We start from the raw sequence: 24989 nt of genomic DNA on the forward strand, positions 1-24989 counted from the left end.
TCGGACGCGGGTTCAACTCCCGCCAGCTCCACCAATCATGATTGGACAGTGCAAGGACAGCACCTTGAAAAACAGGAAGTTAGGTGTCACGGTAGGACTCTGACCAGACAGTAACGTGACCTAAAAGGATACGCAAAGGAGCCACGGCTCCCAAGTGACAAAAAAGCCCGCTGATGCGGGCTTTTTTTATAGCAGATTAAGCCTTTTCGCGCTGTTATGAACATTTCTAATTTGCGATAGCCTCATCCAACACGTATAAGATTTATCGCACCCACACCTGAAGGGTAGGTTACTTTCTCCGTATCTTTCTCGTTGTTAAGCTTTCCTCACCAGCACCACAGATTTTCTAAACTTGTCTTTGAAAATCGTTACCGTACCGTTCTACGTTGAGATGATGTGCATAAGAGGAGAGGTGGTACCCTCTCCTTCATGTTGCCTGTCAAAATCTTGTTTTTTTCCTGATTTTATCAACGAGCGACAATACCGTGACAAAAAAGACAGGAACAAAAAATATGGCTAATAACGTCCCGGTCACCATGCCACCGAATACCCCTGTGCCTATTGCCTGTTGGGTTGTGGCACTGGCACCCGAAGCCAGCATGAGCGGAACAACCCCCAGGGTAAATGCCAGCGATGTCATCATGATGGGCCTTAAACGCATTCGCGCGGCTTTCACGGTGGCATTAAGAAGGTTCTCCCCCTCTTGCTGGAGCTGCCGCGCAAATTCCACGATCAAAATAGCGTTTTTCGCTGACAGACCGATGATAGTAATCATGCCTACCTTAAAGAAGGCGTCGTTGGGCATCCCTCTAAGATAGACGGCAATTATCGCCCCAATCAGACCCAACGGAACGACAAGCATAACTGAAACCGGTATCGACCAGCTTTCATACAGAGCCGCCAGCACAAGGAAAATGACCAGCATTGACAGAATCATCAGCATCGGCGCTTCTGAAGCTGACTGCTGCTCCTGAAGAGATTGTCCGGTCCATTCGATGGCAAAACCTGGTGGTAAATCGGCAGCGATTTTTTCTATTTCCGCCATCGCATCGCCACTTGAATAACCCCAGTTAGGCCATCCTGTGACGCGGAATGCCGGATACCCCTGATAACGAACCAGTTGCACAGGTGAACTTTGCCACACTGGGCGAACAAACTCAGACAGGGGCACCATTCCACCATTTTTATTACGGACATTCAGCGCTAATATTTCAGGTAGCTGCATACGAGCTGATGCTTCAGCCTGCACAATCACCTGCTGAATGCGCCCCTCGTTAGGGAAGTCATTTACGTAACTTGAGCCGAGGGCGCCGGACAGCGTCTGATTTATTTCATTAAATGATATGCCCATTGCTTCAGCTTTAGGTCTGTCTATTTTAAGGCTGATCCCCATACCATCTGGCAGACCGTCCATATAAACTCCATATAAAGCTTTGCTCTGACCCGCCTTTTCCAGGAGCATATTAAGAGCCTTCACCAGTTCCGCATACCCGTGACCGGACCGGTCTTCGAGTCGGAGGGTAAAGCCCGAGGACGTACTTAGCTCAGATATGGCAGGCGGCAGCAGGCTGGTAATGGTTGCCTCAGGAATATCACCCAGCTCATTTTGTACGTTTGTCACTTCGTTTTGCGCCGTAGCGCCGTTACGCTGATCCCAGTCTTTCAGCGTTGTAAATGCCATGGCAGAGTTTGTACCCGCGCCGGAGAAGCTGAAACCCAGTATTGAAACATTACGTTCAACGCCCGGACGTTCCATAACGAGCTTCTCATATTTCTTCACGACGGCTTCAGTACGCTCCATCGTGGCATCCGCCGGAAGCTGTACCGAGGTGATGAAGTAACCCTGATCTTCCTCAGGCAGGAACGAAGACGGCAAAAACTTAAAAGCGAAAAAGAGAACGCCACATAAGACCATATAAATAAGCGTCATCCTCCCGGTTTTACGTATGACAAGGGTTACGCCATTTTCATACCGTCCCGTAAGGCGATCAAACGTTCTGTTAAACCAGGAAAAAAAACGGTTCTTTTTATGAGAGTCGGCCGTAACGGGTTTCAGCAAAGTCGCGCACAGTGCCGGCGTTAGAGTGAGAGCCAGAAACGCCGAAAACAGAATAGAAACCGCCATCGAAAGCGTAAACTGACGATAAATTACCCCGACCGAACCTGAGGCCAGCCCCATTGGCAGAAAAACAGCCGTCAGAACTAATGTGATGCCGACTACTGCTCCGGTGATCTCCTTCATGGCTTTAATCGTCGCGTCCTTAGGCGATAATCCCTCTTCAGCCATCAGGCGTTCGACGTTCTCAACAACAACAATGGCGTCATCCACTATGATCCCTATCGCCAGAACCATGCCGTACATTGTCAGAACGTTGATGGAAAATCCCGCAAGCATCATTACGGTAAAGGTGCCGAGCAATGCTACGGGTGCGACGATGGCAGGAATAAAGGTATAGCGAACGTTCTGAAGAAAGAGATACATCACCAGGAAAACAAGCACCATCGCTTCAACAAACGTATGCACAACTTTCTCAATCGAGATTTTTACGAAGGGTGAAGTATCAAAAGGAATGGAATATTCCATTCCTGACGGGAATGATTTTGCCAGCTCCTGCATTCTGGTTTTAACCGCATCAGATGTCCGTACCGCATTCGCGCCTGGTGAGAGCTGAATGGCAGCCGCCGTTGAGCCATGTCCGTTTTCTCTGATGGCAAACGCATAGGACTGTAAACCAAGTTCAACCCGGGCCACATCCCCCAGCGTAACGCGGGAGCCGTCAGGATTCGCCCTGAGGACGATTTTACGAAACTCCTCTGGCGTACCAAGCTGACCGTTGACGTCCAGCGGATAAGCTGTCATCTGATTAGCAGTTGAAGGCGAGTCGCCCAGTTTACCGGGTGAGACCTGAGCATTTTGCTCTGTAATTGCCGTATTAATATCGCTGACGGACAGCTTATATGAGATGAGTTTCGAAGGATCGACCCATATACGCATGGCTTTCTCCGAGCCAAACGCCTGAATCTTACCAACACCATCGATACGACGTAGCTCGTCAGTAATTTTTCTTGCAAAGTAATCACTCAGGTCTGCTTCGCTGAACTTACCCGTCGGAGAGTTCAGGCCAACCATCATCAGGAATCCAGAGGAGGCAGCCTCCACGCTTAATCCGTTCTGGCGAACAGCCTGTGGAAGCCGTGGCTCCACAACTTTAATCTGATTCTGAACGTCTACCTGTGCGAGCCGAATATCAGTCCCTGGTTTAAATGTGACGGTGATTGTCGCTACCCCGGACGTGTCACTGGTTGATTCATAGTAAAGCAGATCATCAACGCCAGATAATTCACGTTCAATCAATGAAATCACCGACTCATTCATGGTCTGAGGGGTGGCGCCTGGATAGGTGACCGTAATTGACAGGCTAGGTGGCGCAACGGATGGATACTGAGCGACCGGAAGTTGTGGGATTGCAATCACACCCAAAAGAATTATAAAAAGCGCAATGACCCATGCGAATATTGGTCTGCGTATAAAGAACTGAGACATCAGCATTTCCCGTAGTAATAAGTCATTACGAAGTTAATTTTTTATAACGTCAGACTGTGCAATCACTTCGGCACCATCCTGAAGTTTGTCCTGACCTTCAATGACGATTTTGTCTCCCGCTTTGAGGCCGGCCGTTACAGTGATGCCTTTTTCAGTTTGTTCTCCGGTCTGGATCTCAACGCGCCTGGCTTTATTCTCGTGCCCTACTATCCATACGGTAGTTTTATCATCCGCCCTGCTAAGGGCCTGTTCAGGTACAACCAGCCCTTCCTTTTGGATGAGCCGCGTGATTTTTAGCTTAACGAACATTCCAGGCAGCAGGATCCGCTGCGGGTTCTCTGCTTCTGCCCGGAGTACAACATCACCGGTTTCGTCATTGACGCTGATACCTGAGAACAGGAGTCGGGCAGCGGTTTCATATGACTGGCCTTTATCATCAAGAACATCTGCAACAGCGCCAGACTGGCTAGCCGGATCAGTTTCAACCGTCTGATAAATTGTACGAAGCTCCTGAGCTGGTACCCGGGCATCTACATAAACACGATCAAGTTGCTGAATAACCGCCATTGCTTGCGTATCACCGGGACTGACCAGTGCCCCTTCCGTAATGAACTCCTGGTCAATACGTCCGCTTATCGGTGCCTTTACCGTCGCATAATTCAAATCCAGTCTTTTCCGGTTAAGTGACGCCGTCGCTTCTGCGAGATCTGCTGCTGCCTGCGCGCTGCTGGCTTTTGCATCTTCAAGATCCTGTTGACTAATCGCTGCGCTTTTTTGTAATTGTGCGAATCGACTTGCCCGCTTACTCATCTGCTGATAGGTGGCCTTTGCCTTTGCAACTGCTGCATTAGCCATTTCGACATCTGCCTCAAACGGCGCTGCATCAATCTGAAACAGTGGCTGACCCTGTAGTATTTCCGAACCCTGTCTGAAAAGTCGCTTTTGAATTATGCCTCCCACCTGCGGGCGAATTTGTGCGGTTTTCACCGCAGAAACCCGGGCAGGGAATACACGTGTGGAGTAAATATCTTCAGCATTAAGTATTTTTGTCACTACTTTGGTTTTAACTGGTACTGGATCCGTTTCGTTCGACTCTGACGAATCACAACCGGTGATAAATCCCAGGCAAAACGTCGTGTAAATGGCCAGTTTCCTGATATTCATAATGAATTTCCGATTTAATCAATGAAATAAGTGCGATGCAGCCATCATCAACTTCTGAAGGCATTACCAGGTTTGAAAATAAAGAAAGTCAGGATCATCAACATCGTCAGAATCAACGATGCCGACTCAAGCATGACAGTATGGGAATGCATGAAAGCTGAAGAAGCAGCTTTAAGAAGATCTTCCCTGGAGGCTTCATCGAGGTGGCGCGAGATCGCTAAAGCTTCGCTAAACGATTTACTGGCTGAGGCATAAATATCCCGCGGCAAGTTTTCCGGAAGGCGAACAGTCGCGGAATAGACGCCAGCCAGTACGGATCCGAAAACAGTAATTCCCAGCCCCGTCCCCAGTTCGTAGGACATGCCTTCAAGTGAACCTGCAGAGCTGGCTTTGTCTGCTGGTGCAGCCGTCATAATCGCTGAGGAAGAGGCCATTAAAGCGACAGTATCGCCTGCCCCAAGAACCACCATCCATGTCCAGGCTTTTGCAGTCTGGCTAACGAAATTAACATCTGACAATACATAAAGACTGATAGCAGAGGCAGCAAGTCCGACCATAGCGACACTTTTAACCCCAAAATGGTTAATCAGATAACCAGCGACCGGTCCAGCAAGACAACTTGCCAGCATTAGCGGCATGATATATAGCCCGGCTTGCACCGGAGTGAAACGGTGAACGAACTGTAACTCCTGAGAAATTACAAGCTCAAAACCAACCAGCGTAATCATTGAAACCAGAGCCAGAATCACGCCAGCAATGATATTCCGCTTTGTCAAAAGCCCCGTGTCGAGCAGTGGGGAACGAGAAACCATCTGGATAGTAATGAAACAGCCGAACAAAACCAGTCCGACCAAAAACAGATAGACAGATAAAAGAATCGGGTTGCCATGGTTAACCAGACTTTTCGTGGCATAAATTAATATCAGCAACGCACTCATTAACAGGAGCCCCTGAAAAAGATTGACAGGCTGGCGAATGTCGCCTTTGTCGTCCGGTAAGGTTTTGGAAATTAAAAAAATTACTATCATTACTACTGGAATATTGATCAAAAACACTGAACCCCAGTAAAAATGACTAAGCAGCACTCCCCCCACCAATGGCCCGGCTAAAGCACCGCCTGTACCAACTGTTGTCCAGATACCCAGTGCCATATTGCGATCTTTCTCATCCACATAATTTCTGCGCACTGCAGCGAGCGTCGCAGGCACAATCATCGCAGCACCAACCGCAAGAAGTGCGCGGGTAGCTATAAGTATTTCTGGCGTATTCGCACAGGCAGCACCAGTCGAGGCAATGCCAAAAACCAGGCTTCCGTAAATCGCCATTTTCCTGTAGCCGATACGATCTCCAAACGCCCCCATAGGTAACAGAAGAGCAGCCATTACGAGGGGATAAATATCCATAATCCACAGCAACTGATTATGCGAGGCCTGGAGTTGCGTGCTGAGAACGGGAGCAACAACGTAAAGAATAGTGGCATCGATCGAAACAGGTAAGTACATGATTATCACTAGTAAAAGTACATACCATTTGCTTTTCATGCTGTTACTACCTTATAAAAAATTAAGATATGGACATGTGTTCAAGTTGAATTTATAGTGAACTTGAACGAATGTCCAGATTGAGTGCAAAAAGGAGTCAAAACTACCATGTCTTATCTCAGTCGTGATGTGAGACGTCAGATGATCCTGGAAACCGCAGTAAAAGTTGCGTATGAGGAAGGGTTATCAGCTATGACGGTAAGAAGAGTTGCTCAGGAGGCTGAGATAGCTATAGGGCAAATTCATCACCATTTTTCATCAGCCTCCGATCTTAAGGCCGAAGCTTTTAAACTCTCGGTAGATCAGGCTCTGAAACATATGTATGAAGCGGGCATAAAGGAAAACGCCAGCTGCCTGGATATGCTTCACTGGTGCCTTTTCGTCGAGAATCATGAGGATGCGCATCACTACAGTAAATTATGGAAAGAAGCAGAAGTTTATTCTTTTCATGATGAAACGATGCGTAAAGCATTTGGTATGGTGGTCAGACAATGGCATGAAGCCATTATGAATCTTCTTGAAAAAGGAGCCTCAAACGGAGAGTTCAAATATACCAGGCCTAAAGAATTAATAGCGTGGGATTTTATCGCTTATTCTCATGGCCTGGATGGGATACTCAGTCTGGGAATCGAAGGTTTTGGGTACCAGGAGTATATTGAAAATACAGAAAAATTTATCAGAAGTCAGATTGATATAGATAAATAATTAGGTATCGATCGACTAAGTTTTTTAACAAAATAAATATAAGCTGGAATTTTTTGGCAAGGTACAGTATGACGAATTTAATAAAGTCAGTGGTTTCGGTGGCGATACTAACGGGAGCTTTCCTGCAGGCCGCTCAGGCAGATGATTTTTCATTAGGCCTGACCACTGGATGGTCTTCAAAATTATACAAGCAGGTTGATGAGAATAAAAACAACCTTGTTTTTCCTAACGTTGATTACGAAGCAGGGCCGTTCTGGTTTCATGGTCTGAGTGCTGGGTATGATTTTCTTCATACGCCATCCGATCGCATTGCGATACTTGGATATTATCTACCTCTTTCTTTTAAAGCAACCGATAGCCACTCAAGGGCGATGCGCCAGCTAAATAATCGTCACAGCACGCTAATGACAGGGATAAGTTATTCACATGAGTCGCCTGAAATGGGGAAATTTGAAACTACGCTTACAACTGACTCTTTAGATACAAGTAATGGTTTATACTGGAATAACGCATGGAGTTATCCGGTACAGATTGGTTTGTTAAGCATTGAGCCTTCACTAGGCTTTAACTGGAATGACCGTAAATTTAACAAATATTATTACGGCATAAATAACAAGGAATCGGGAAGAAGTGGCTTTAAAAAATACACGCCCGGTGAGAGTATAACACCTTATGTCGAACTCAACATGAACTATATGCTGACAGATAGCTGGAACATATATGGTGGCTCACGTTACACCATACTTCCGGACGCTGTAAAAAATAGTCCGATGGTAGAAAAAGATTCTCTTCTGTCCTTCTGGGCTGGTTTTTCATATACTTTTTAAAAATAATGCCGGGCTGTAAGCCCGGCAACAGAAATTATTTTAAAATAGCATATTTTCTTTAATCCTTAAAATTCAAAGCAAGTCGTATTATGAATAAGTCAAACTTTTGTACGGATTTAATAACATGGATTGAAAAAAATATCACAGAAAATATACGACTGGATGATCTTGCTGTGAAATCAGGTTATTCAAAATGGCATCTCCAGAGAATATTCAAGAGCCATACAGGAATAGCGCCAGGCTTCTTCATCAAAGCAAAAAAGCTTGAGTACGCTTATCGCGACATAATAATGCAAAAAGATACAATTACTACTATATCGATCAAGTATGGATTTGAGTCATTGCAGTCTTTTACACGCGCCTTTACCAGGCATTTTGGGTTCCCTCCCTCATGGCTCCGAAAAACGCAATAAAAAGCAAGCTCTATTTTCTGTAGAGCATAAGAAAGTCATATCACATGCTTTTTCTATTAAAAGTTATCACGGGTATCATTCTAAGCACAGTTTTAACTTTGCTTAAGCACATGGCTTTTCAGACTTTCTGATCCGTATAAAAAATTAGATAAATATCGAATAGTCATTATCCTTTTAATATTATTCTGCGGAAAATAATCAATTTAAACGAATAGATTTTAAGCCCACCCAGGTTGTATCCCTACCCATTTCCTCAAGCGCTCCTACTGCCCGAGCTGAGTCGTGTAATTCCCCGGCACCCAGCGATAGCCGCTACCGTCATGCTGTACATGTCCTAACCCCGGAAAAGAGATATGCGCGGCGGCCACCCAGTAACCCTGATCCGCAGCCTGCTTGAGTATTTTTTCACGTGTGGCGATAGCCTGCTGTTGGTTGACGTCAAAATGAATTGCCACGTGCGGATCGGGCATCTGCACCGCTTTCGCGTGAATAATGTCGCCCCACAGCACCAACGTCTGGCCTTCACTTTCCACGCGATAAAGCACGCTCCCCGGCGTATGCCCTGCAGTAGACTCCGCCCGTATTCCGCCCGGTAATATGGCCGGTGCCAGGAAGGTCTTCAACCGCCCCGCTTTGATGACCGGGCCCAGGGTGCGCTCGGATTCAGCAAAAGTATGCGCCTGACTGGCCTCAACCTTGTTTTCGTTAGCCGGATCAAGCCAGAAATCGACGTCTCTTTTATCCACGTACACTTCCGCATTTGGAAAAGCAGGTTTGCCCGCCCGGGAGACGCCGCCCGAGTGATCCGCATGAATGTGGGTCAGCAGTACCGTATCAATCGTCTCCGCCGGATAACCTGCCGCGGACAGATTGGTCAGCAGATGTCCGCCGTTGTGTCCGAAAAGCTCCCCGGCACCAGTATCCACCAGAACACGTGTTTTACCATCATCGATGACGTAGGCATTAATTGATGTCTCGGCCTTCGGCGTCATTGCATCTTTATCCATGGCATTACGCAGTTTTTCCGGAGAGATATGGGTTAACAGTGTGTTCAGGGGAACATCCACCGTGCCGTCAGATACGGCGGTTATGCGCACTTTTCCCAGTATCATCCGGTAATAGCCCGGCGCCTGTTGATCCAGGGCGGTGGTTTGTTCAGCGGCCACTAGCGGACCGGAAAAAAGAAGTGAAGCGACCAGCGTCAGTACAATTTTCATCAAAAACCTTCCTAAAAAGTATCACCAGAACGTGGTTCACAGTATCCTCAGGCAATAAACATCACTCAAATTGATAAAAGTAATGTTCACTATCAATGAAAATGATTTTCATCGTATCGATCTGAATCTGTTAACAGTACTGCTGGTGCTGAAGCGCGAAGGCAGCGTGTCCCGCGCGGCAGAGAAGCTGCATCTTGGTCAGCCTGCGGTCAGCAATGCGCTGGTGCGCTTACGTGGCATGTTCGACGATCCACTGTTTGTACGCACGGCACGTGGCATGGAGCCAACGCCGCGTGCCGAAGCGCTGATCGCTGAGCTGGGTCCTTTAATGGAACAGATGCAGAACGTGCTTTTTCAGCCAGCGTCATTTACGCCAGCCGGGGCAACGCATGTTTTTCGTCTTGGGATGAGCGACTGGGTTGAGCGCTGGTTGATGCCGGAATTGCAGGCGCGTATCACCCGCGATGCGCCAGGCGTTACTCTTAAGGTCACGGCCAGCGATCCCTTCCGGGATGCTGAACTCGTCGCGCGCGGAGAAGTCGATCTTGCCATTTCGGTTGGCGAGAGCACGCCCGCTACGCTGCGCCGTGAAAAGATTGTGTCACATCATTTCTGTACGCTCTGGCATCCTGAACAGCTTTCCCTGCAGGCGCCGCTGACGCTGGAAAACTACGTGGCACATGACCATGTGCTGGTTTCCTATCGCGGGGCAACCTCGAGCGCGGTGGATGACCAGCTGGCAGCCCTGGGTAAAGCGCGTTCGGTTCGCTATGTGACACCACACTTTTCCTCACTCCCGCCTTTGCTGGCGCGCATACCAGCGTTAGCCACAGTTCCGTCCGGGCTTGCAGACGACTGGGTGACGCATTACGGATTAGGGTGCAGTCCCGTTCCGGTGGAAACACCGGAAATTGCCCTTTCGCTGCTGTGGCATAAGCGGTGCGACAAGGATATGGCGCTGATCTGGTTGAAGGACGTCCTGCGCAAGGTGATGGCAGATCTTACTTAAGCCGTTGCGCAGGATCTGCTTCAGAACAGAAGGCTACTGCTTCACCCACACCAGCTGATCCACCCTGAATCCCAGCTCGCGGGCGGTCTTCAGATAATCCTGCTTCACTGCTTCCGGCAGGGTTGGCGTGCGCGAGAGGATCCACAGGTAGTCGCGGTTCGGGCCGCTGACCAGCGCATACTGATACTTATCATCCAGCTTGATCACGTTATAGCCGCCATAGAAGGGGCCGAAGAACGACACTTTCAGCGCGGCAGTATCCGGCGCACCGGTGAAATAAGCTTTCCCTTCGCTCTCATTCCACTCTTTCTTCACCGGATCGTATCCCCGGTTGAGCACGCGGATCCCGCCGTCGCTGCGCTTGCTGTAGTTCGCGGTGACCTGCTCCAGGCCGCGTTCGAAGCGGTTTTCCAGACGGGCGACTTCATACCATTTGCCGAGATAGCGGCTGGCGTCAAAACCGCTAATGGGCTGAACGCCTTTTGGCGGCGTGGGAGATTTACAGGCGACCAGCGTCAGCGCAATCGCCACACCAGTCACTACAGGCCATAACTTCATAAGCGCTCCTTTTATCTGCTTAAGTGGATAAAAGTTTAGTGTAAACCGCCAATTATGCCCTGCTTTCAACTTTCCGGCTGATTATTAAACTATCTTTTGCAAGGAAACATATAGAAACATTTATTTTGTCAGCTTAGGAATGTTTATTAAAGCACCCTCGACACTGAACGCTCAGTCGTTATCCTTGGCGCGTGGGATAAAAGAATAATCCTAAGAGCTTACCTAACTGGCTCGAAATAAGTTATGGAGAATTTACTTAATATGGAATGGTTTGTTAAACAGGCTCTCGCGTGTCCCAAAACGGGAACGGCATTCGCAGTTGTATCTGGCGTGCGGAATTTAAATCTCATCTTATGGTATCGCGGAGATTATTTTTTGCACAAAGGCAACACCTTATCTACTACCGCTTTCGGCATCGTTGCTAACGACCGTAAGCGCGATATCAACGTCATTCATGCTTTTCCCTTCTCACCCTCGCTGTGGGCGTCCTTCAGCAATAATATCCAGTGCCCAGGAAATACCGAGCCGTTTATTCATGGCTGCACAAAAAAACCCGACTGTCGTTTTAAACACTGCCCCTATGGTGCTATGCCGGAACAGTAGCATTAAGTCGTAAGGCTTAAATGTTCTTTTATCCCATGCTGTTAAGGATATTCATGATCAGGAAACTACGGCTGCCTCCCCGTAAACGCCGCAAAAAGCAATCGTGAGACAACTCACAATTAATAAATCCCGCCGTGGACAAAGGATGCGGATGTAATACTGTAGTATCATGTTTAATGTGAGTTGATAAACTATGATTATCTTAAATTTCACATATATGACCGCAAAGTGGTTTAACCTCGATACCGTTATTGTCAATCACCGCCCTTAATCCCTCCTTTTTTGCCATGACTTACCGCGCAGGATAGATCCGTCTGCTGCGTGTGTGTCCGGCATATTCTGAATAAATCTTATCCGAGGCCGCGCCCTTTATCCGGCAGCGCTCCGTCGTGTCTGCGCATAATTAAAGCGCAGGCATTAGCATCGCCATAAATACAGGATTGAACAATGAACAATTTTCAACACTTACCTGAACCTTTCCGCATCCGCGTTATTGAACCGGTAAAACGCACCACCCGCGAACATCGGGAACAGGCCATTCTTAAATCGGGCATGAATCCCTTTCTGCTGGACAGCGAAGATGTGTTTATCGATCTGCTGACCGACAGCGGCACCGGCGCGGTCACGCAGAATATGCAGGCCGCCATGCTGCGGGGCGATGAGGCCTACAGCGGCAGCAGAAGTTATTATGCGCTGGCGGAGGCGGTAAAAAATATTTTTGGCTATCAGCACACCATTCCCACCCATCAGGGGCGCGGCGCTGAGCAGATATATATTCCGGTATTGATCAAAAAACGTGAGCAGGAAAAAGGGCTCGACCGCAGCAAAATGGTGGCCTTCTCTAACTATTTCTTTGATACCACTCAGGGCCACAGCCAGATTAATGGTTGTACCGTGCGCAATGTTTATATCAAAGAGGCGTTTGATACCTCCGCCCGCTGCGATTTCAAAGGCGACTTTGACCTGGACGGACTGGAAAAAGGCATTCAGGAAGTGGGGCCCGCTAACGTTCCCTATATTGTCGCCACCATTACCTGTAACTCCGCTGGTGGCCAGCCGGTGTCCATCGCCAACTTAAAAGCCATGTACGCCATTGCCTGTAAATACGATATTCCGGTAGTGATGGACTCGGCGCGCTTTGCGGAAAATGCCTGGTTTATTCAGCAACGTGAAGCAGAATACCGCGACTGGTCGGTTGAAGACATTACCCGCGAAACCTATAAATATGCGGATATGCTCGCCATGTCGGCGAAAAAAGATGCCATGGTGCCGATGGGCGGGCTGTTATGCATTAAGGACGACAGCTTCCTTGATGTCTATACCGAATGCCGGACGATCTGCGTGGTGCAGGAAGGTTTTCCCACATACGGCGGGTTAGAAGGCGGCGCAATGGAACGCCTGGCGGTTGGCCTGACTGACGGCATGAATCAGGACTGGCTGGCCTATCGTATCAAGCAGGTACAGTATCTGGTGGACGGCCTGGAAGCCATCGGCGTTACCTGTCAGCAGGCCGGGGGACACGCCGCCTTTGTGGATGCGGGTAAATTATTACCGCATATTCCGGCAGAACAGTTCCCGGCCCAGGCGCTGGCCTGTGAATTATATAAAGTGGCAGGGATCCGCGCAGTGGAAATTGGCTCCTTCTTATTAGGCCGCGATCCAAAAACCGGCAAACAATTGCCCTGCCCGGCTGAACTACTGCGTCTGACCATCCCGCGCGCCACCTATACGCAATCGCATATGGACTTTATTATCGAAGCCTTCCAGCATGTAAAAGAAAACGCGCCCAATATAAAAGGTTTAACCTTCACGTATGAACCTAAAGTATTACGTCACTTTACCGCGAAATTAAAAGAAGTCTGATATTCCCTTCCGCAACGCGCCGGGCTACAGCATCCCTGTAGCCCGCTGCTGACTGTGCACAGCGTTTTCATAATAAATTATGGGCGATCATAATATGAATACATCCGGGCAAGTGGTCATCATGGACGATAAATATGAGGCAAAACACTCCTCCTTCTGGGGGATCATGGTGATAGCGGGAACCGTCATTGGCGGGGGGATGTTTGCGTTACCTGTCGATCTCGCCGGCGCGTGGTTTTTCTGGGGGACGTTCATTCTGATCATCGCCTGGTTTTCCATGTTGCATTCAGGGCTGCTGTTATTGGAAGCGAATCTCAATTATCCCGTCGGCGCGAGTTTTAATACCATCACCAAAGATCTGCTGGGCAGCCGCTGGAATCTGTTCAGCGGGATCACCGTGGCCTTTGTGCTTTATATTCTGACCTACGCGTATATCTCCGCCAACGGTGCCATCATCAGTGAAACCCTCGCCATGCAATCCGGGCATGAGGTGAACGCCCGCGCCATTGGCATCGGTACTGCGCTGTTTGTCGCCTGCGTATTATGGTTCAGCTCGCTGGCGGCCAGCCGCATCACCTCACTGTTTCTCGGCATAAAAATTATCGCCTTCGTGGTGGTGTTTGGCTCCTTTTTCTTTCAGGTGGATTATTCCATTCTGCGCGATGTCAGTAACGTTGCCGACCATTCAGCCGGTTACTTCCCCTATATTTTTATGGCGATACCGGTTTGCCTCGCCTCTTTTGGCTTTCACGGCAATATTCCCAGCCTGATAATTTGCTATGGCAAACGCAAAGATAAGCTGGTTAAAAGTCTGGTCTTTGGTTCGCTTTTGGCGCTGCTGATCTATTTATTCTGGCTGTACTGCACCATGGGCAACATCCCGCGCGCAGATTTTAAAGGCATTATCGCCTCCGGCGGCAACGTCGATTCGCTGGTGAAATCCTTTTTAGGTACGAAGCAGAACGGCACCATTGAGTTTTGTTTGCTGGTGTTTTCCAACCTCGCCGTCGCCAGTTCATTTTTTGGCGTGACGCTGGGGCTGTTTGATTACCTGGCCGATCTCTTCAAAATGGATAATTCCCCCGGCGGACGCTTTAAAACCCTGCTGTTAACTTTTCTGCCGCCCTGCGCGCTCTATCTGATCTTCCCGAACGGCTTTATTTATGGCATCGGCGGCGCTGGCCTGTGCGCCACCATCTGGGCGGTAATAGTCCCCGCCTGTCTGGCGCTGAAATCACGGCAAAAATTCCCGCAACAACAATTCACGGTGTGGGGCGGAAAAATCATTCCTGGGCTGGTGATTTTATTTGGCCTGGTGGTGATCCTTTGCTGGTTCGGCAATACCCTGAACCTGCTGCCTAAACTGGCTTAAGCCGCTTCTTATTTCACCTGTGCAGGCTGGTTTTACCTCCTCCTACCAGATTTGGGGATAGTCCTGAGGCGCAATCCGCGGTCTTTAGGATTAATCCCCCTTTTCTTGAGTCGTCGATTTTTAAACAATTTTACATATCTTCACATTGCTTCCTTTTTTATTACACAGCGCGGAACGTCCGATGAATTCGTCACATAAAATAGCGATAATAATATCGGCTGTTAGCAGCCTGCCATTTCCGTTTTCCGTCTTTGCCGCAGAACCTGATAATCAATTTATTATTCAGCAGCAGCGTCAAAGAGCGATTGAGCAGCAGCTAACGCCACAGGCACCGGACGTTCGTTTATCCGAACCCTCTACCGGTTATGGGCGCATTAATTTCCCGACCGAAACGCCCTGCTTTGCCATTAACCGCGTTGAAATCAGCGGCAAAGATGCCCTGCCGCGCTGGTTGCCGTTACAGCATATCGCCAGCCAGGCGGAGGGGCGCTGTCTGGGCGGGAAAGGCATTAACTTGCTGATGAGCACCCTGCAAAACCGCATCGTCGATCACGGCTGGATCACCACCCGCGTTCTTGCCCCATCGCAGGATCTGAAAAGCGGAACCCTGAAGCTGGCTATCGTGCCGGGCAATATTCGTCACGTAGCACTGACTGATGGCAGCGACGACTATATCCAGCTTTACAGCGCCTTCCCGGCGCACGAAGGCAAACTGCTGGATCTCCGAGACATTGAGCAGGGGCTGGAAAACTTACAGCGTCTGCCTACGGTCGAGGCGAGCATGGAGATTGTCCCCGGCGAGAAACCCGGCGAGAGCGATGTGGTCATCACCCGTAAGCAATCGAAAATGTGGCGTCTGGGCCTGTCGCTGGATGACTCCGGCACCGAAACCACCGGACGCTATCAGGGCGGCGCGACCCTGTCGCTGGATAACCCCTTCTCGCTGAGCGATCTTTTATACTTCTCCGCCAGTCACGATCTGGATAACAAGGGCGGTAAAGGCAGCAAGAACTATACCGCGCACTATTCCGTGCCCTTCGGTTACTGGATGCTGGGGGTCACCGGCAGCGATTTTGATTATCACCAGACGGTTGCCGGTGAGAACGCCGATTACCGCTACAGCGGTAAAAGCAAAAACCTTAACGTGCAGTTAAGCCGTGTGCTGCACCGCAGCGGCTCGCAGAAAACCTCATTTAGCTATGAGATCCTGACCCGCGAAACCCGCAACTATATCGATGATACGGAAGTCGGCGTACAGCATCGCCAGACCGCCGCCTGGCGCGCCGGCTTGCAGCACCGCCACTATATCGGTCAGGCCACGCTGGATGCCGGGATCAGCTATCAGCGCGGCACCCGCTGGTTTGGCGCGCAGCCTGCGCCGGAAGAGTATTTTGGTGACGCAACCGCCCTGAGCAAAATTATTCAGCTCAGCGCCGGGCTGGATCTGCCGTTTGAGCTTGGCTCGCAGCAGTTCCGCTATAACGTCCAGTATCAACGTCAGATGAGCAACACGCCGCTGACGCCGCAGGAGCAGTTCGCCATCGGCAACCGCTGGACGGTGCGCGGCTTTGACGGCGAACGTACGCTGAGCGCCAGCCACGGCTGGTATGTGCGTAACGACGTCGCCTGGCGCACGCCCGTTCCCAATCAGGAACTCTATCTTGGCGCAGATTACGGCGAAGTGGGCGGCTACAGCTCGGAATATCTGATTGGCAAGCATCTGGCGGGCGGCGTGGTCGGCCTGCGCGGCAGTGCGTTTAACACCGCTTATGACCTGTTCGCCGGACGTCCGTTCTCGAAGCCGGACGGATTCCGCACCAGTTCCACCACCCTCGGGTTTAACCTGAACTGGAGCTGGTAATGCGCGTTGGCGAGTATGACATCAAAGCGCCGCTGATCCTCGGCGGCGATGAGAGCGAAGCCGAAGTCCTGGGCGCCAGCGTCTGGCTGTGGATGCACTCCCCGCTGCACCGGGATGCGCCCCTGCACGCGCTGCCGACGCTGCTGCTGCCGATCATTAAACGCCGCCAGTACGTACTGGTGGCGAAAGACGAACAGCCGATTTTCTTTTTCAGCTGGGCCTGGCTCGATCCGGAGTCGGAAGCCCGCTACCTCACGCGCCCGGCCATTGAAATGCGCGATGAAGACTGGGCCTCCGGCGACCGCATGTGGTGTATCGACTGGATCGCCCCCTTTGGCCATACCGCGGCGATGGGCAGCCTGATGCGCCGCGATCTCTTTCCCGATCACTGTCTGCGCGCCCTGCACCATCGCGGGCAGCAACTCGGCAAACGCGTGGTGATGCTGCACGGCAACCACGTCAGCCGCGAACAAGCACAAGCCTGGCAGCACGCCCATCCGTTAAGCGTCAACCTGCCGGAAGTTTTTAAAGGAATGCACCATGAATAAGAACCTGTACCGCATCGTTTTCAACAAAGCACGCGGCATGCTGATGGTGGTGGCCGACATCGCCCGCTCAGGCCGCGCGGGTTCTTCCCGTTCTTCCGGCATCGGCCATAATCACAGCCGTCTTGTCGGCAAAGTCAGCGCGCTGAGCTTCAGCCTGTGGCTGGCGATGGGTGTGGTGCAGACGGCGCAGGCGGATATTATCGCCGACGCCGGCGCGCCGAAAAACCAGCAGCCGACGGTGCTCAACAGCGCCAACGGCACCACCCAGGTCAATATCCAGACGCCGTCGGCGGCGGGCGTGTCGCGCAACAATTACAGCAAGTTTGACGTTAACCAGCAGGGGGCGATCCTTAACAACTCCCATAAAAATGTGCAGACGCAGCTGGGCGGCATGGTGTCTGCCAACCCGTGGCTGGCGAGAGGCGAAGCGAAGATCATCCTTAACGAGGTCAATTCCCGGGATCCGAGCAAGCTCAACGGCATGATCGAAGTCGCCGGGCAAAAGGCCCAGGTGGTGATCGCCAACCCGGCAGGCATCACCTGTAGCGGCTGCGGCTTTATCAATACCAACCGCGCCACCCTGACCACCGGCCAGGTGCAGATGAACAATGGCAACCTGACGGGCTATAACGTTGAACGCGGTGAAGTGGTGGTGGATGGCGCAGGCATGGACACCTCAGGCGCGGATTACACCGATATCATCGCCCGTTCGGTGAAAGTGAATGCCGGCCTGTGGGCTAAGGATCTGAAAGTCACCACCGGGCGCAACCAGGTGGACGCCGCCCATGAGCAGATCAGCAAAGGCAGCGACGATGCCGCCACCCGTCCTCAGCTGGCGGTGGATGTCTCCAGCCTCGGCGGGATGTACGCCGGTAAGATCCGCATGGTCGGCACCGAGCAGGGCGTCGGCGTGCGTAACGCCGGGGCCATTGGCGCGCAGGCCGGTACCGTTACCCTGACCGCTGACGGACGCATCGAAAACAGCGGCATCACCCGCGGCAGTGAAAACGTCGCCGTGCAGACGACGGGCGAATTCAGCAACAGCGGCGTGCTGACCGCTGGTAACAACGTGCAGGTTCGCGCCGCCTCCCTGTCCAGCAGCAAAAACAGCGTGCTGGCGGCCGGGGTGAATAACGACGGTAAACTGGCGGACGCCGGTGATTTACAGCTGGATACCAGCGGACAACTGACCGCCAACGGGCAGACGCTGGCAGGCGGCAACCTCAGCGCGCGCGGCCAGGGCGTGGACGTCAGCGGCAGCCAGACTCAGGCAAAACGCGTGCTGCTGGATGGCGGCGCGGGGGATCTGAACACGCAAAATGCCCAGGTTAACGCCAGCGAGGTCACCGCCCGCACCGGTAAACTGCTCAACAATAACGGCGGCAGCCTGAGTGCCGATACGCTCACTGTGAGCGCGGGCAGTCTGTCGAACCAGAAGGGTAAACTTATTCAGGCGGGCAGCGGCACCCTGGCCGTTAACCTGCCGGGCAGCATTGATAACCAGCAGGGGCAGATCGCCGCCAACGGCAATGTACAGCTTGGCGCACAGTCTATTGATAACACCGGCGGCCAGCTGCTGGCGGTGGCAGGTAACGCCAGCCTTGATGCCGGGACGATCACTAACCAGGACGGCCTGATCTCCGCCTCGGCGGGCGATGGCGATATTCGCAGCGCGCAAACCCTGAACAACACCCGTGGGCGTATCGAAGCAGCGAAAACCCAGCGGATTACTGCCGCCGGGCTGAATAACCAGCAGGGGGTGATTGTTGCGGACGGCGCAACGCTTGCGCTCAACAACGGCACGTTTAACAACCAGTCCGGATCGCTGCTCTCTCACGGCGCGCTGGATCTCAGTAGCGGCGCGATCAATAACCAGGACGGCTTCCTCGCCAGCGGCGGCAACTTTACCCTTACCGGCGGCGATATTGACAACACCGGCGGCCAGCTCGGTTCTGAACAGGCGCTGGACGCGCGTTTTGCCACCCTCAAAAACCAGAACGGCTCGCTGAAATCCGGCGATCTCATGAACCTCAACGGCGGCACGCTGGATAACCGCAACGGGGTCACGGGCGCGGGCAAGGCGCTGACGCTGAATGCAGATAACGTACTGAACCAGAAAGGGACGCTGGTCAGCGGCAACGCGGCGGCTATCAACGCTACCACCCTGAGCAATCAGGGCGGGCAACTGGCGGCGCAGCAGGCGCTGACCCTCGACGGCACCACCCTGACCAATGATGACGGCGGGCTGATCCAGAGCGGCGATGCGCTGCGTATCAGCGCCGACACCCTGAGCAACCGTAACAGCGGAGATAAAGGCGGCATCACCAGCCTTGGCGATATGACGCTGGCAGCAGGCGCGTTTGATAACGTCGGCGGCGTGGCGCTGGCGGGTAAAAATATCGCCTTTGACGGCAAGACGCTGGATAACCGCGACGGACAGCTGGTCGCCACTGACGGCCTCGCCCTCTCCCCGGCTGCGTCCCTGAATAACGCCGCCGGTCTGATGCAGGGCAACGGCGTCAACGTCACCACCCGCGATCTGAACAACGCGGGCGGCACGCTGAACAGCCTCGGGGCGCTGAATATTTCCGGCGACGCGCTGAATAATGCGGGCGGCACGCTGGCGGCAAAAGGCGCGGCTGATATTGATGCCGGTACGCTCAATAACCAGAACGGCGGCCGGGTGATCGGCGAATCTGCCACCCGCCTGCACAGCAATCAGCTGCAAAACAGCGGTGGGCAGATCCAGTCAGTAGGCGATCTGCTGCTCGACAGCGCGGGCGGCGTGGTGGATAACCTCTCGGGGCTGATCCGCGGCGGCCAGGCGGTGACGGTCAACGCCGTTAATTTTATTAACCAGAACACGCTGGGGGACAATCAGGGGCTGGAAGGCCAGCGCGTGGCGCTCAACACCGACAGCCTGAATAACCAGAGCGGCAGCATTCTGGCGGACGACGCCCTCACCGTGCGTAACAACGGCGAGCTGAATAACAACGCGGGGGCGCTGGCCTCCTCCAGCCTGCTGGATCTGGGTGGCGACGGGCTGCAACTACGCAACCAGGGCGGCACCGCGAAAGCCGGTAAACAGCTGACGGTAGACGCAGATTATATCGACGGCAGCGGGCAGCTGCTGTCGCTGGGCGATATGACGCTCAACAGCGGGCAGTCGCTGGATAACAGCGGCACCATCGCCGCCAACGGCAACGCCGCTGTGACCACCGCAGGCGATCTGACCAACAGCGGCAAACTGCTGGCGGGCGGCGCGCTGGACGTGCAGAGCAAGAATATTACCAATACCGCCAGCGGCGAGATCACCGCCGGGCGTAACACCCTGAACGCACAGGGGACGCTGGATAACCGCGGCCTGATCGATGGCAGCATTACGCGCATCAATGCCGGGACCCTGAACAATATCGGCAGCGGTCGTATTTACGGCGATGCGGTGGGCATTAATGCCGGAACCTTTAATAACCTCACGGAAAACGGCACGGCAGCGACGCTGGCCGGGCGTGAACGGGTGGATCTGGGCGTCGGAACCCTGAATAACCGCGATCACGCGCTGATTTACAGCGCAGGCGACATGGCGATCGGCGGCACGCTGGATGATAAAGGTGTGGCGACGGGACGTGCGGGTACGATCAATAACCACAGCTCCACCATTGAATCTGCGGGCAACATGCGTATCAACGCCGGACAGATCAACAACATCAACGATCATTTCTCCACCGCGCTGGTGACCGTCTCGCAGGAAGATCTCACCGAGTATCAGCACTCCGGCTCGACCAACCGCTGGAAGGCGGGCGATGAAGGCGTTTACGTTGACGGCAACTCCTCCGATGGCCTGCGCAACCTCAATACGCCGGAGCGCAGCGGACACGGTAACGATAATTTCAACCAGTATGATTACACCCGCACGGTGGAAGAGACGCGCATTCAGGAGAGCGATCCGGCGAAGATCCTCGCGGGCGGCGATATGAGCATCACCGGCGATCGGCTGTTCAACGACAACAGCCAGGTGATCGCCGGGGGGACGCTTGATATCGACGGCGTGACCCAGGTGAAAAACGATGCGGTGAACGGCGAGCGCCACACCACCGACGTCGGTACCGTCACCCACTATTACCGCATCCGTCATAAAGGCAGCGATGAACAGGGCGACGACAGAACCGCCTATGTGCCGCCGACGGCGATCCAGACCATCACCCTGAAACCGGGCCAGTTGGTCAGCAACGGCAGCGTACAGGGCAGCAACATCTCCCTCAATCCGCTGAAAACGCCGGGTACTGACGTCACTATTGATCGGGCGAATCTGGTGAACGCGGGCGTCAAAGATGCCGGTCATGCGCCATGGCAGCAGACGGTTTCCCCGGGCGAACCCGTCACGCCGCCTGCCGGCCAACAGTTTGAAGTGAACCCGGCGCAGGGGGCGATCCGCATTATCGGCGCCAATACCACGCTGCCGGACAACAGCCTGTTTAAAGTGAACCCGTCGGCGGACGTGCCATATCTGGTGGAAACCGATACGCGCTTCACCAACGAGCGCCAGTGGCTCGGCAGCGACTATATGCAAAACGCCTTCACCAACGACGGCGATAACACCATCAAACGTCTGGGCGACGGCTACTACGAGCAGCGGCTGGTACGCGAGCAGGTGGTGGGTATCACCGGTCAGCGCTACCTCGACGGCTACAACAACGACGAAGAGCAGTTCAAAGCGCTGATGGATAAGGGCATCACCTTCGGCAAACAATACTCGCTGAAACTGGGCGTGGCGCTGACGCCGGAGCAGATGGCGCTGCTGACCGGCGATATTGTCTGGCTGGTGAATACCCGCGTGCAGATGCCGGACGGCTCCATGCAAAACGTGCTGATCCCGCAGGTGTACGCGAAAGTGAAACCGGGGGACATCGACGGCTCCGGCGCGTTGATCGCCGGTAATAACGTCTCGATGAAGCTCAATGGCGATCTGTTTAACTCCGGCACCATCGCCGGACGCCGCGTGCTGCAACTTGACGCCGATAACATCACCAACCAGGCGGGCCTGATCCAGGGCGCAGATGTGCGCCTTAATGCCCGCCGCGATATCAACAGTATCGACGGGGCCATCATCGGCAACGACACTCTGCTGGCGACTGCAGGCCGCGATATTAACGTCATCAGTACGGTGAGAAGCGCTGAGAGTGCCAGCGGTGAGAACAGCTTCACCCGTACCACCATCAACAGCGTTTCCGGTATTTACGTGCAGGGGGATGACGGCAAACTGGCGTTGCAGTCCGGGCGCGACATCACCCTGACCGGCGCGCAGGTGATCGCCAGCGGTGAAAACGGCAAGGCGCAGCTGGTGGCCGGACGCGATCTGAACCTGGATACCGTCACCACCGCGCGCGGCGATAAGCTGGTATGGGATGCAGACAACACCCTGACGCAGAGCAGCCGCGATCACACCGGCAGCCTGGTGAGCGCCACCGGCGGCGTGGTGATGGGCGCGGGCAATGACATTAATGCCCGCGGCGCGGCGGTGAAATCTGACGGCGCGCTGGCCATGAATGCCGGTCATGACGTCAACATCGAAGGCGTGCTGAACGACAGCACGCTGGACGAACGGCATAAAGTGGTGGGCGGCAATGGCTGGTTGTCGAAAACCACCACCACTACCCGCGACACCGTTGATAAACAGCAGGTGCAGGGCAGCGAGCTGAGCGCCGGATCGGTAAACATCGCTGCGGGCAATGATCTGACCGTGGCGGGCAGCAGCGTCGTCGGTACTCACGACGTGGCGCTGCGCGCGGGCAACGATTTAACCCTCACCACCATGGGCGGCCGCAACGACGAAACGCACTTCAAACAGGAGAAAAAATCCGGCCTGTTAAGCTCCGGCGGCATCGGCTTTACCGTCGGCTCGCGCAAGGAAACCACCGAACAGGCGAGCCAGGCGAAAGCCGGTCAGGGCTCGATGGTCGGCAGCCTGCAAGGGGACACCGTGCTGATTGCCGGTAACGACTACCGTCAGACGGGCAGCAGCGTCGCCTCGCCGAACGGCAACGTCGGCATTCAGGGCAAAAACGTCACCATCGAAGCCGCGCAGGACACTTACGCCTCGCAGTACAAACGTACCCTTGAGCAGAAAGGCTTTACGCTGGCAGTGAACGTGCCGGTGGTGCAGGCGCTGCAAAGCGTCATCAACACCACTCAGGCCGTCGGCAAGAGTAACGACGATCGCATCAATATGCTGGCCGCCGCCAACGCCGCGTGGGACAGCGCGCGGGCTGCGAGCACCATGATGAACGCCGCGCAGGGCGTGATGGATAACGGCGCGCAGGCAGTGGCGCAGAACGTCAGCGTGTCCCTCACCTACGGTCAGAGCAAGCAGACCAATACCGAAGATACCACCAGCACCAGCGCGCTCGCCAGTAAAGTGAACGCCGGGAAACAAGCGGTGGTGGTGGCGACCGGCGGCGAGCAATCCGACATCAATATCATCGGCTCCGACGTCAGCGGCAAACAGGGCACCACGCTGTTTGCGGATAACGACGTCAATATCGTTGCCGCGCAGCAGGAGCGTCACTCCCGCAGCGACAATAAATCCAGCGGCTGGAACGCCGGGGTGGCGGTGAGCTACGGCCAGGGCGGCGCCTCCTTCGGCGTCACCGCAGGCGCTACCAAAGGCAAAGGCTACGGTAACGGCGATGACGTTTACTGGCGCAACAGCCATGTCGGCGATCTGGATGGTTTCACCTCCATCACCAGTGGCGGCACCACCACGCTGCGCGGCGGCCAGGTGCTGGGCAAAGGCGTGGATATTACGGCGGAAAACCTGAATATCGAAAGCCTCCAGGACACCTCACGCTACAACGGCCAGCAGAAAGATATGGGCGGCCAGGTCACGGTTGGCTACGGTTTCTCCGCGTCGGGCAACTACGGCCAGTCGAAGGTCAATGCTGATTACGCCTCGGTGCAGGAGCAGTCCGGCGTCTTTGCGGGCGAAAACGGCTATAACATTAACGTGAAAGATCATACCGACCTGAAAGGCGGGCTGATCACCTCCAGCGAAAGCGCCGAACTGGCTGGCAGAAATCAGTTCAGTACCGGTACGTTGAGCTGGAGCGATATCAATAACCGTTCCGAATACGAAGGCAACGGCTTTGGCATTGGCGGCTCCATGAGCATGAACGCCGATCTGGGTCTGGGCGATCATGCTACCCGCCAGAGCAACAAAACCGTCACCACCGAAGAGGGCTACCACGTACCGGCAAACGGTTATGCCTCGCTGGATAAGAACGTCAGCTTTGGTATCGGGCATGACAGCGACAGTGAAAGCTCGGTCACCCGCAGCGGTATCAATACCAGCAATATCACCGTCACCCGCCCTGCCGATCAGCAGCAGGCCGTGGAAGGCGTTAAAACCGACATCACCACGGAAACCGCCGCCGCGAACTCCGGTAAGCTTGCAAACAACTTTGATAAAGACAAGGTGTTGAAAGAGCTGAACCTGCAAGTGAAAGTGACGCGCGATTTCAAGGAGAATGCCAACAACCAGATCAATTCTTATCTGGATGGTAAGCAGGCGGCGGCGCGCGCTGATTTGCAGGCGGCAATCAAGTCTGGCGATGTTGAAAAACGCGATGCCGCGCTGGCAGAAGTCTATAAGCTCCAGTATCAGCGTCGCTTCCTGCAAACGCTGGTGGGCGTGGTAGCCGGTTCGCCGGACGCGGCTATTACCCAGGGGACACTCTCTCTCGCAGCGACGAAGATGCGTGAAGAGAC

General features: G+C 53.5%; 16 protein-coding genes. 11 read left to right on the plus strand and 5 right to left on the minus strand.

Annotated elements, in window-relative coordinates; genetic code table 11:
- Nucleotides 1–439: 439 nt before the first annotated feature.
- Genes QRD42_RS00005 through QRD42_RS00015 form a run of 3 tightly spaced genes read right to left on the minus strand, consistent with a single transcriptional unit; the run spans nucleotide 440 to nucleotide 6249 of the window.
- Entirely contained in the window at nucleotides 440–3544 is a 3105-nt protein-coding gene (locus tag QRD42_RS00005; RefSeq protein WP_321987898.1) for an efflux RND transporter permease subunit, read from the minus strand.
- 33 nt (nucleotides 3545–3577) lie between these two features.
- Complete coding sequence (locus QRD42_RS00010; protein WP_318364500.1) at nucleotides 3578–4708, minus strand: efflux RND transporter periplasmic adaptor subunit; 1131 nt, start codon at nucleotides 4706–4708, stop codon at nucleotides 3578–3580.
- 47 nt (nucleotides 4709–4755) lie between these two features.
- Nucleotides 4756–6249, minus strand: a complete 1494-nt coding sequence (locus QRD42_RS00015; RefSeq protein ID WP_321987899.1) for an MFS transporter — start codon at nucleotides 6247–6249, stop codon at nucleotides 4756–4758.
- Between the two features lie 108 nt (nucleotides 6250–6357).
- On the opposite strand from QRD42_RS00015, the gene QRD42_RS00020 reads away from it, so the two are divergent.
- The 3 genes from QRD42_RS00020 (at nucleotide 6358) to QRD42_RS00030 (ending at nucleotide 8194) form a co-directional block, all read left to right on the plus strand.
- Entirely contained in the window at nucleotides 6358–6954 is a 597-nt protein-coding gene (locus QRD42_RS00020; RefSeq protein ID WP_072570080.1) for a TetR family transcriptional regulator, read from the plus strand.
- A 68-nt stretch (nucleotides 6955–7022) separates the two neighbouring features.
- A complete protein-coding gene (locus QRD42_RS00025; protein WP_072570079.1) occupies nucleotides 7023–7781 on the plus strand; it encodes a MipA/OmpV family protein in 759 nt (252 codons plus the stop codon).
- Between the two features lie 89 nt (nucleotides 7782–7870).
- Nucleotides 7871–8194: a helix-turn-helix domain-containing protein gene (locus QRD42_RS00030; RefSeq protein WP_321987900.1), complete on the plus strand. Its 324-nt coding sequence runs from the start codon at nucleotides 7871–7873 to the stop codon at nucleotides 8192–8194.
- Nucleotides 8195–8457: 263 nt separating this feature from the next.
- Here QRD42_RS00030 and QRD42_RS00035 read toward each other — a convergent pair whose 3' ends face one another.
- Nucleotides 8458–9411, minus strand: a complete 954-nt coding sequence (locus tag QRD42_RS00035; RefSeq protein ID WP_321987901.1) for an MBL fold metallo-hydrolase — start codon at nucleotides 9409–9411, stop codon at nucleotides 8458–8460.
- Between the two features lie 82 nt (nucleotides 9412–9493).
- On the opposite strand from QRD42_RS00035, the gene QRD42_RS00040 reads away from it, so the two are divergent.
- Entirely contained in the window at nucleotides 9494–10420 is a 927-nt protein-coding gene (locus QRD42_RS00040; protein WP_318364505.1) for a LysR family transcriptional regulator, read from the plus strand.
- A gap of 33 nt (nucleotides 10421–10453) precedes the next feature.
- On the opposite strand, the gene QRD42_RS00045 is transcribed toward QRD42_RS00040, so the two are convergent.
- The gene (locus QRD42_RS00045; protein WP_318374255.1) at nucleotides 10454–10978 is read right to left on the minus strand and encodes a lipocalin family protein; all 525 of its coding nucleotides are present in this window, start codon (nucleotides 10976–10978) and stop codon (nucleotides 10454–10456) included.
- 261 nt (nucleotides 10979–11239) lie between these two features.
- Between QRD42_RS00045 and QRD42_RS00050 the strand changes: the two genes are divergently transcribed.
- The 7 genes from QRD42_RS00050 to QRD42_RS00075 form a co-directional block, all read left to right on the plus strand.
- A complete protein-coding gene (locus tag QRD42_RS00050; RefSeq protein WP_321987902.1) occupies nucleotides 11240–11581 on the plus strand; it encodes an anti-adapter protein iraM in 342 nt (113 codons plus the stop codon).
- Between the two features lie 217 nt (nucleotides 11582–11798).
- Nucleotides 11799–11852: a tryptophanase leader peptide gene (locus QRD42_RS19575; protein WP_412175883.1), complete on the plus strand. Its 54-nt coding sequence runs from the start codon at nucleotides 11799–11801 to the stop codon at nucleotides 11850–11852.
- Between the two features lie 176 nt (nucleotides 11853–12028).
- A complete protein-coding gene (tnaA, locus tag QRD42_RS00055) occupies nucleotides 12029–13444 on the plus strand; it encodes a tryptophanase (RefSeq protein WP_321987903.1) in 1416 nt (471 codons plus the stop codon).
- Nucleotides 13445–13565: 121 nt separating this feature from the next.
- On the plus strand, nucleotides 13566–14816 hold the full coding sequence (gene tnaB / locus QRD42_RS00060) for a low affinity tryptophan permease TnaB (RefSeq protein ID WP_321987904.1): 1251 nt from the start codon (nucleotides 13566–13568) through the stop codon (nucleotides 14814–14816).
- Nucleotides 14817–14997: 181 nt separating this feature from the next.
- Nucleotides 14998–16677: a ShlB/FhaC/HecB family hemolysin secretion/activation protein gene (locus QRD42_RS00065; protein ID WP_321987905.1), complete on the plus strand. Its 1680-nt coding sequence runs from the start codon at nucleotides 14998–15000 to the stop codon at nucleotides 16675–16677.
- Nucleotides 16677–17225, plus strand: a complete 549-nt coding sequence (locus tag QRD42_RS00070) for a toxin-activating lysine-acyltransferase (protein ID WP_321987906.1) — start codon at nucleotides 16677–16679, stop codon at nucleotides 17223–17225. The genes QRD42_RS00065 and QRD42_RS00070 overlap by 1 nt, the downstream gene beginning before the upstream one ends.
- A partial coding sequence (locus QRD42_RS00075; RefSeq protein ID WP_321987907.1) for a hemagglutinin repeat-containing protein occupies nucleotides 17218–24989 on the plus strand: 7772 nt, incomplete at its 3' end. The genes QRD42_RS00070 and QRD42_RS00075, both read left to right, overlap by 8 nt.

The sequence above is a fragment of the Enterobacter sp. PGRG2 genome (assembly GCF_030291195.1).
Taxonomy (GTDB): domain Bacteria; phylum Pseudomonadota; class Gammaproteobacteria; order Enterobacterales; family Enterobacteriaceae; genus Enterobacter_D.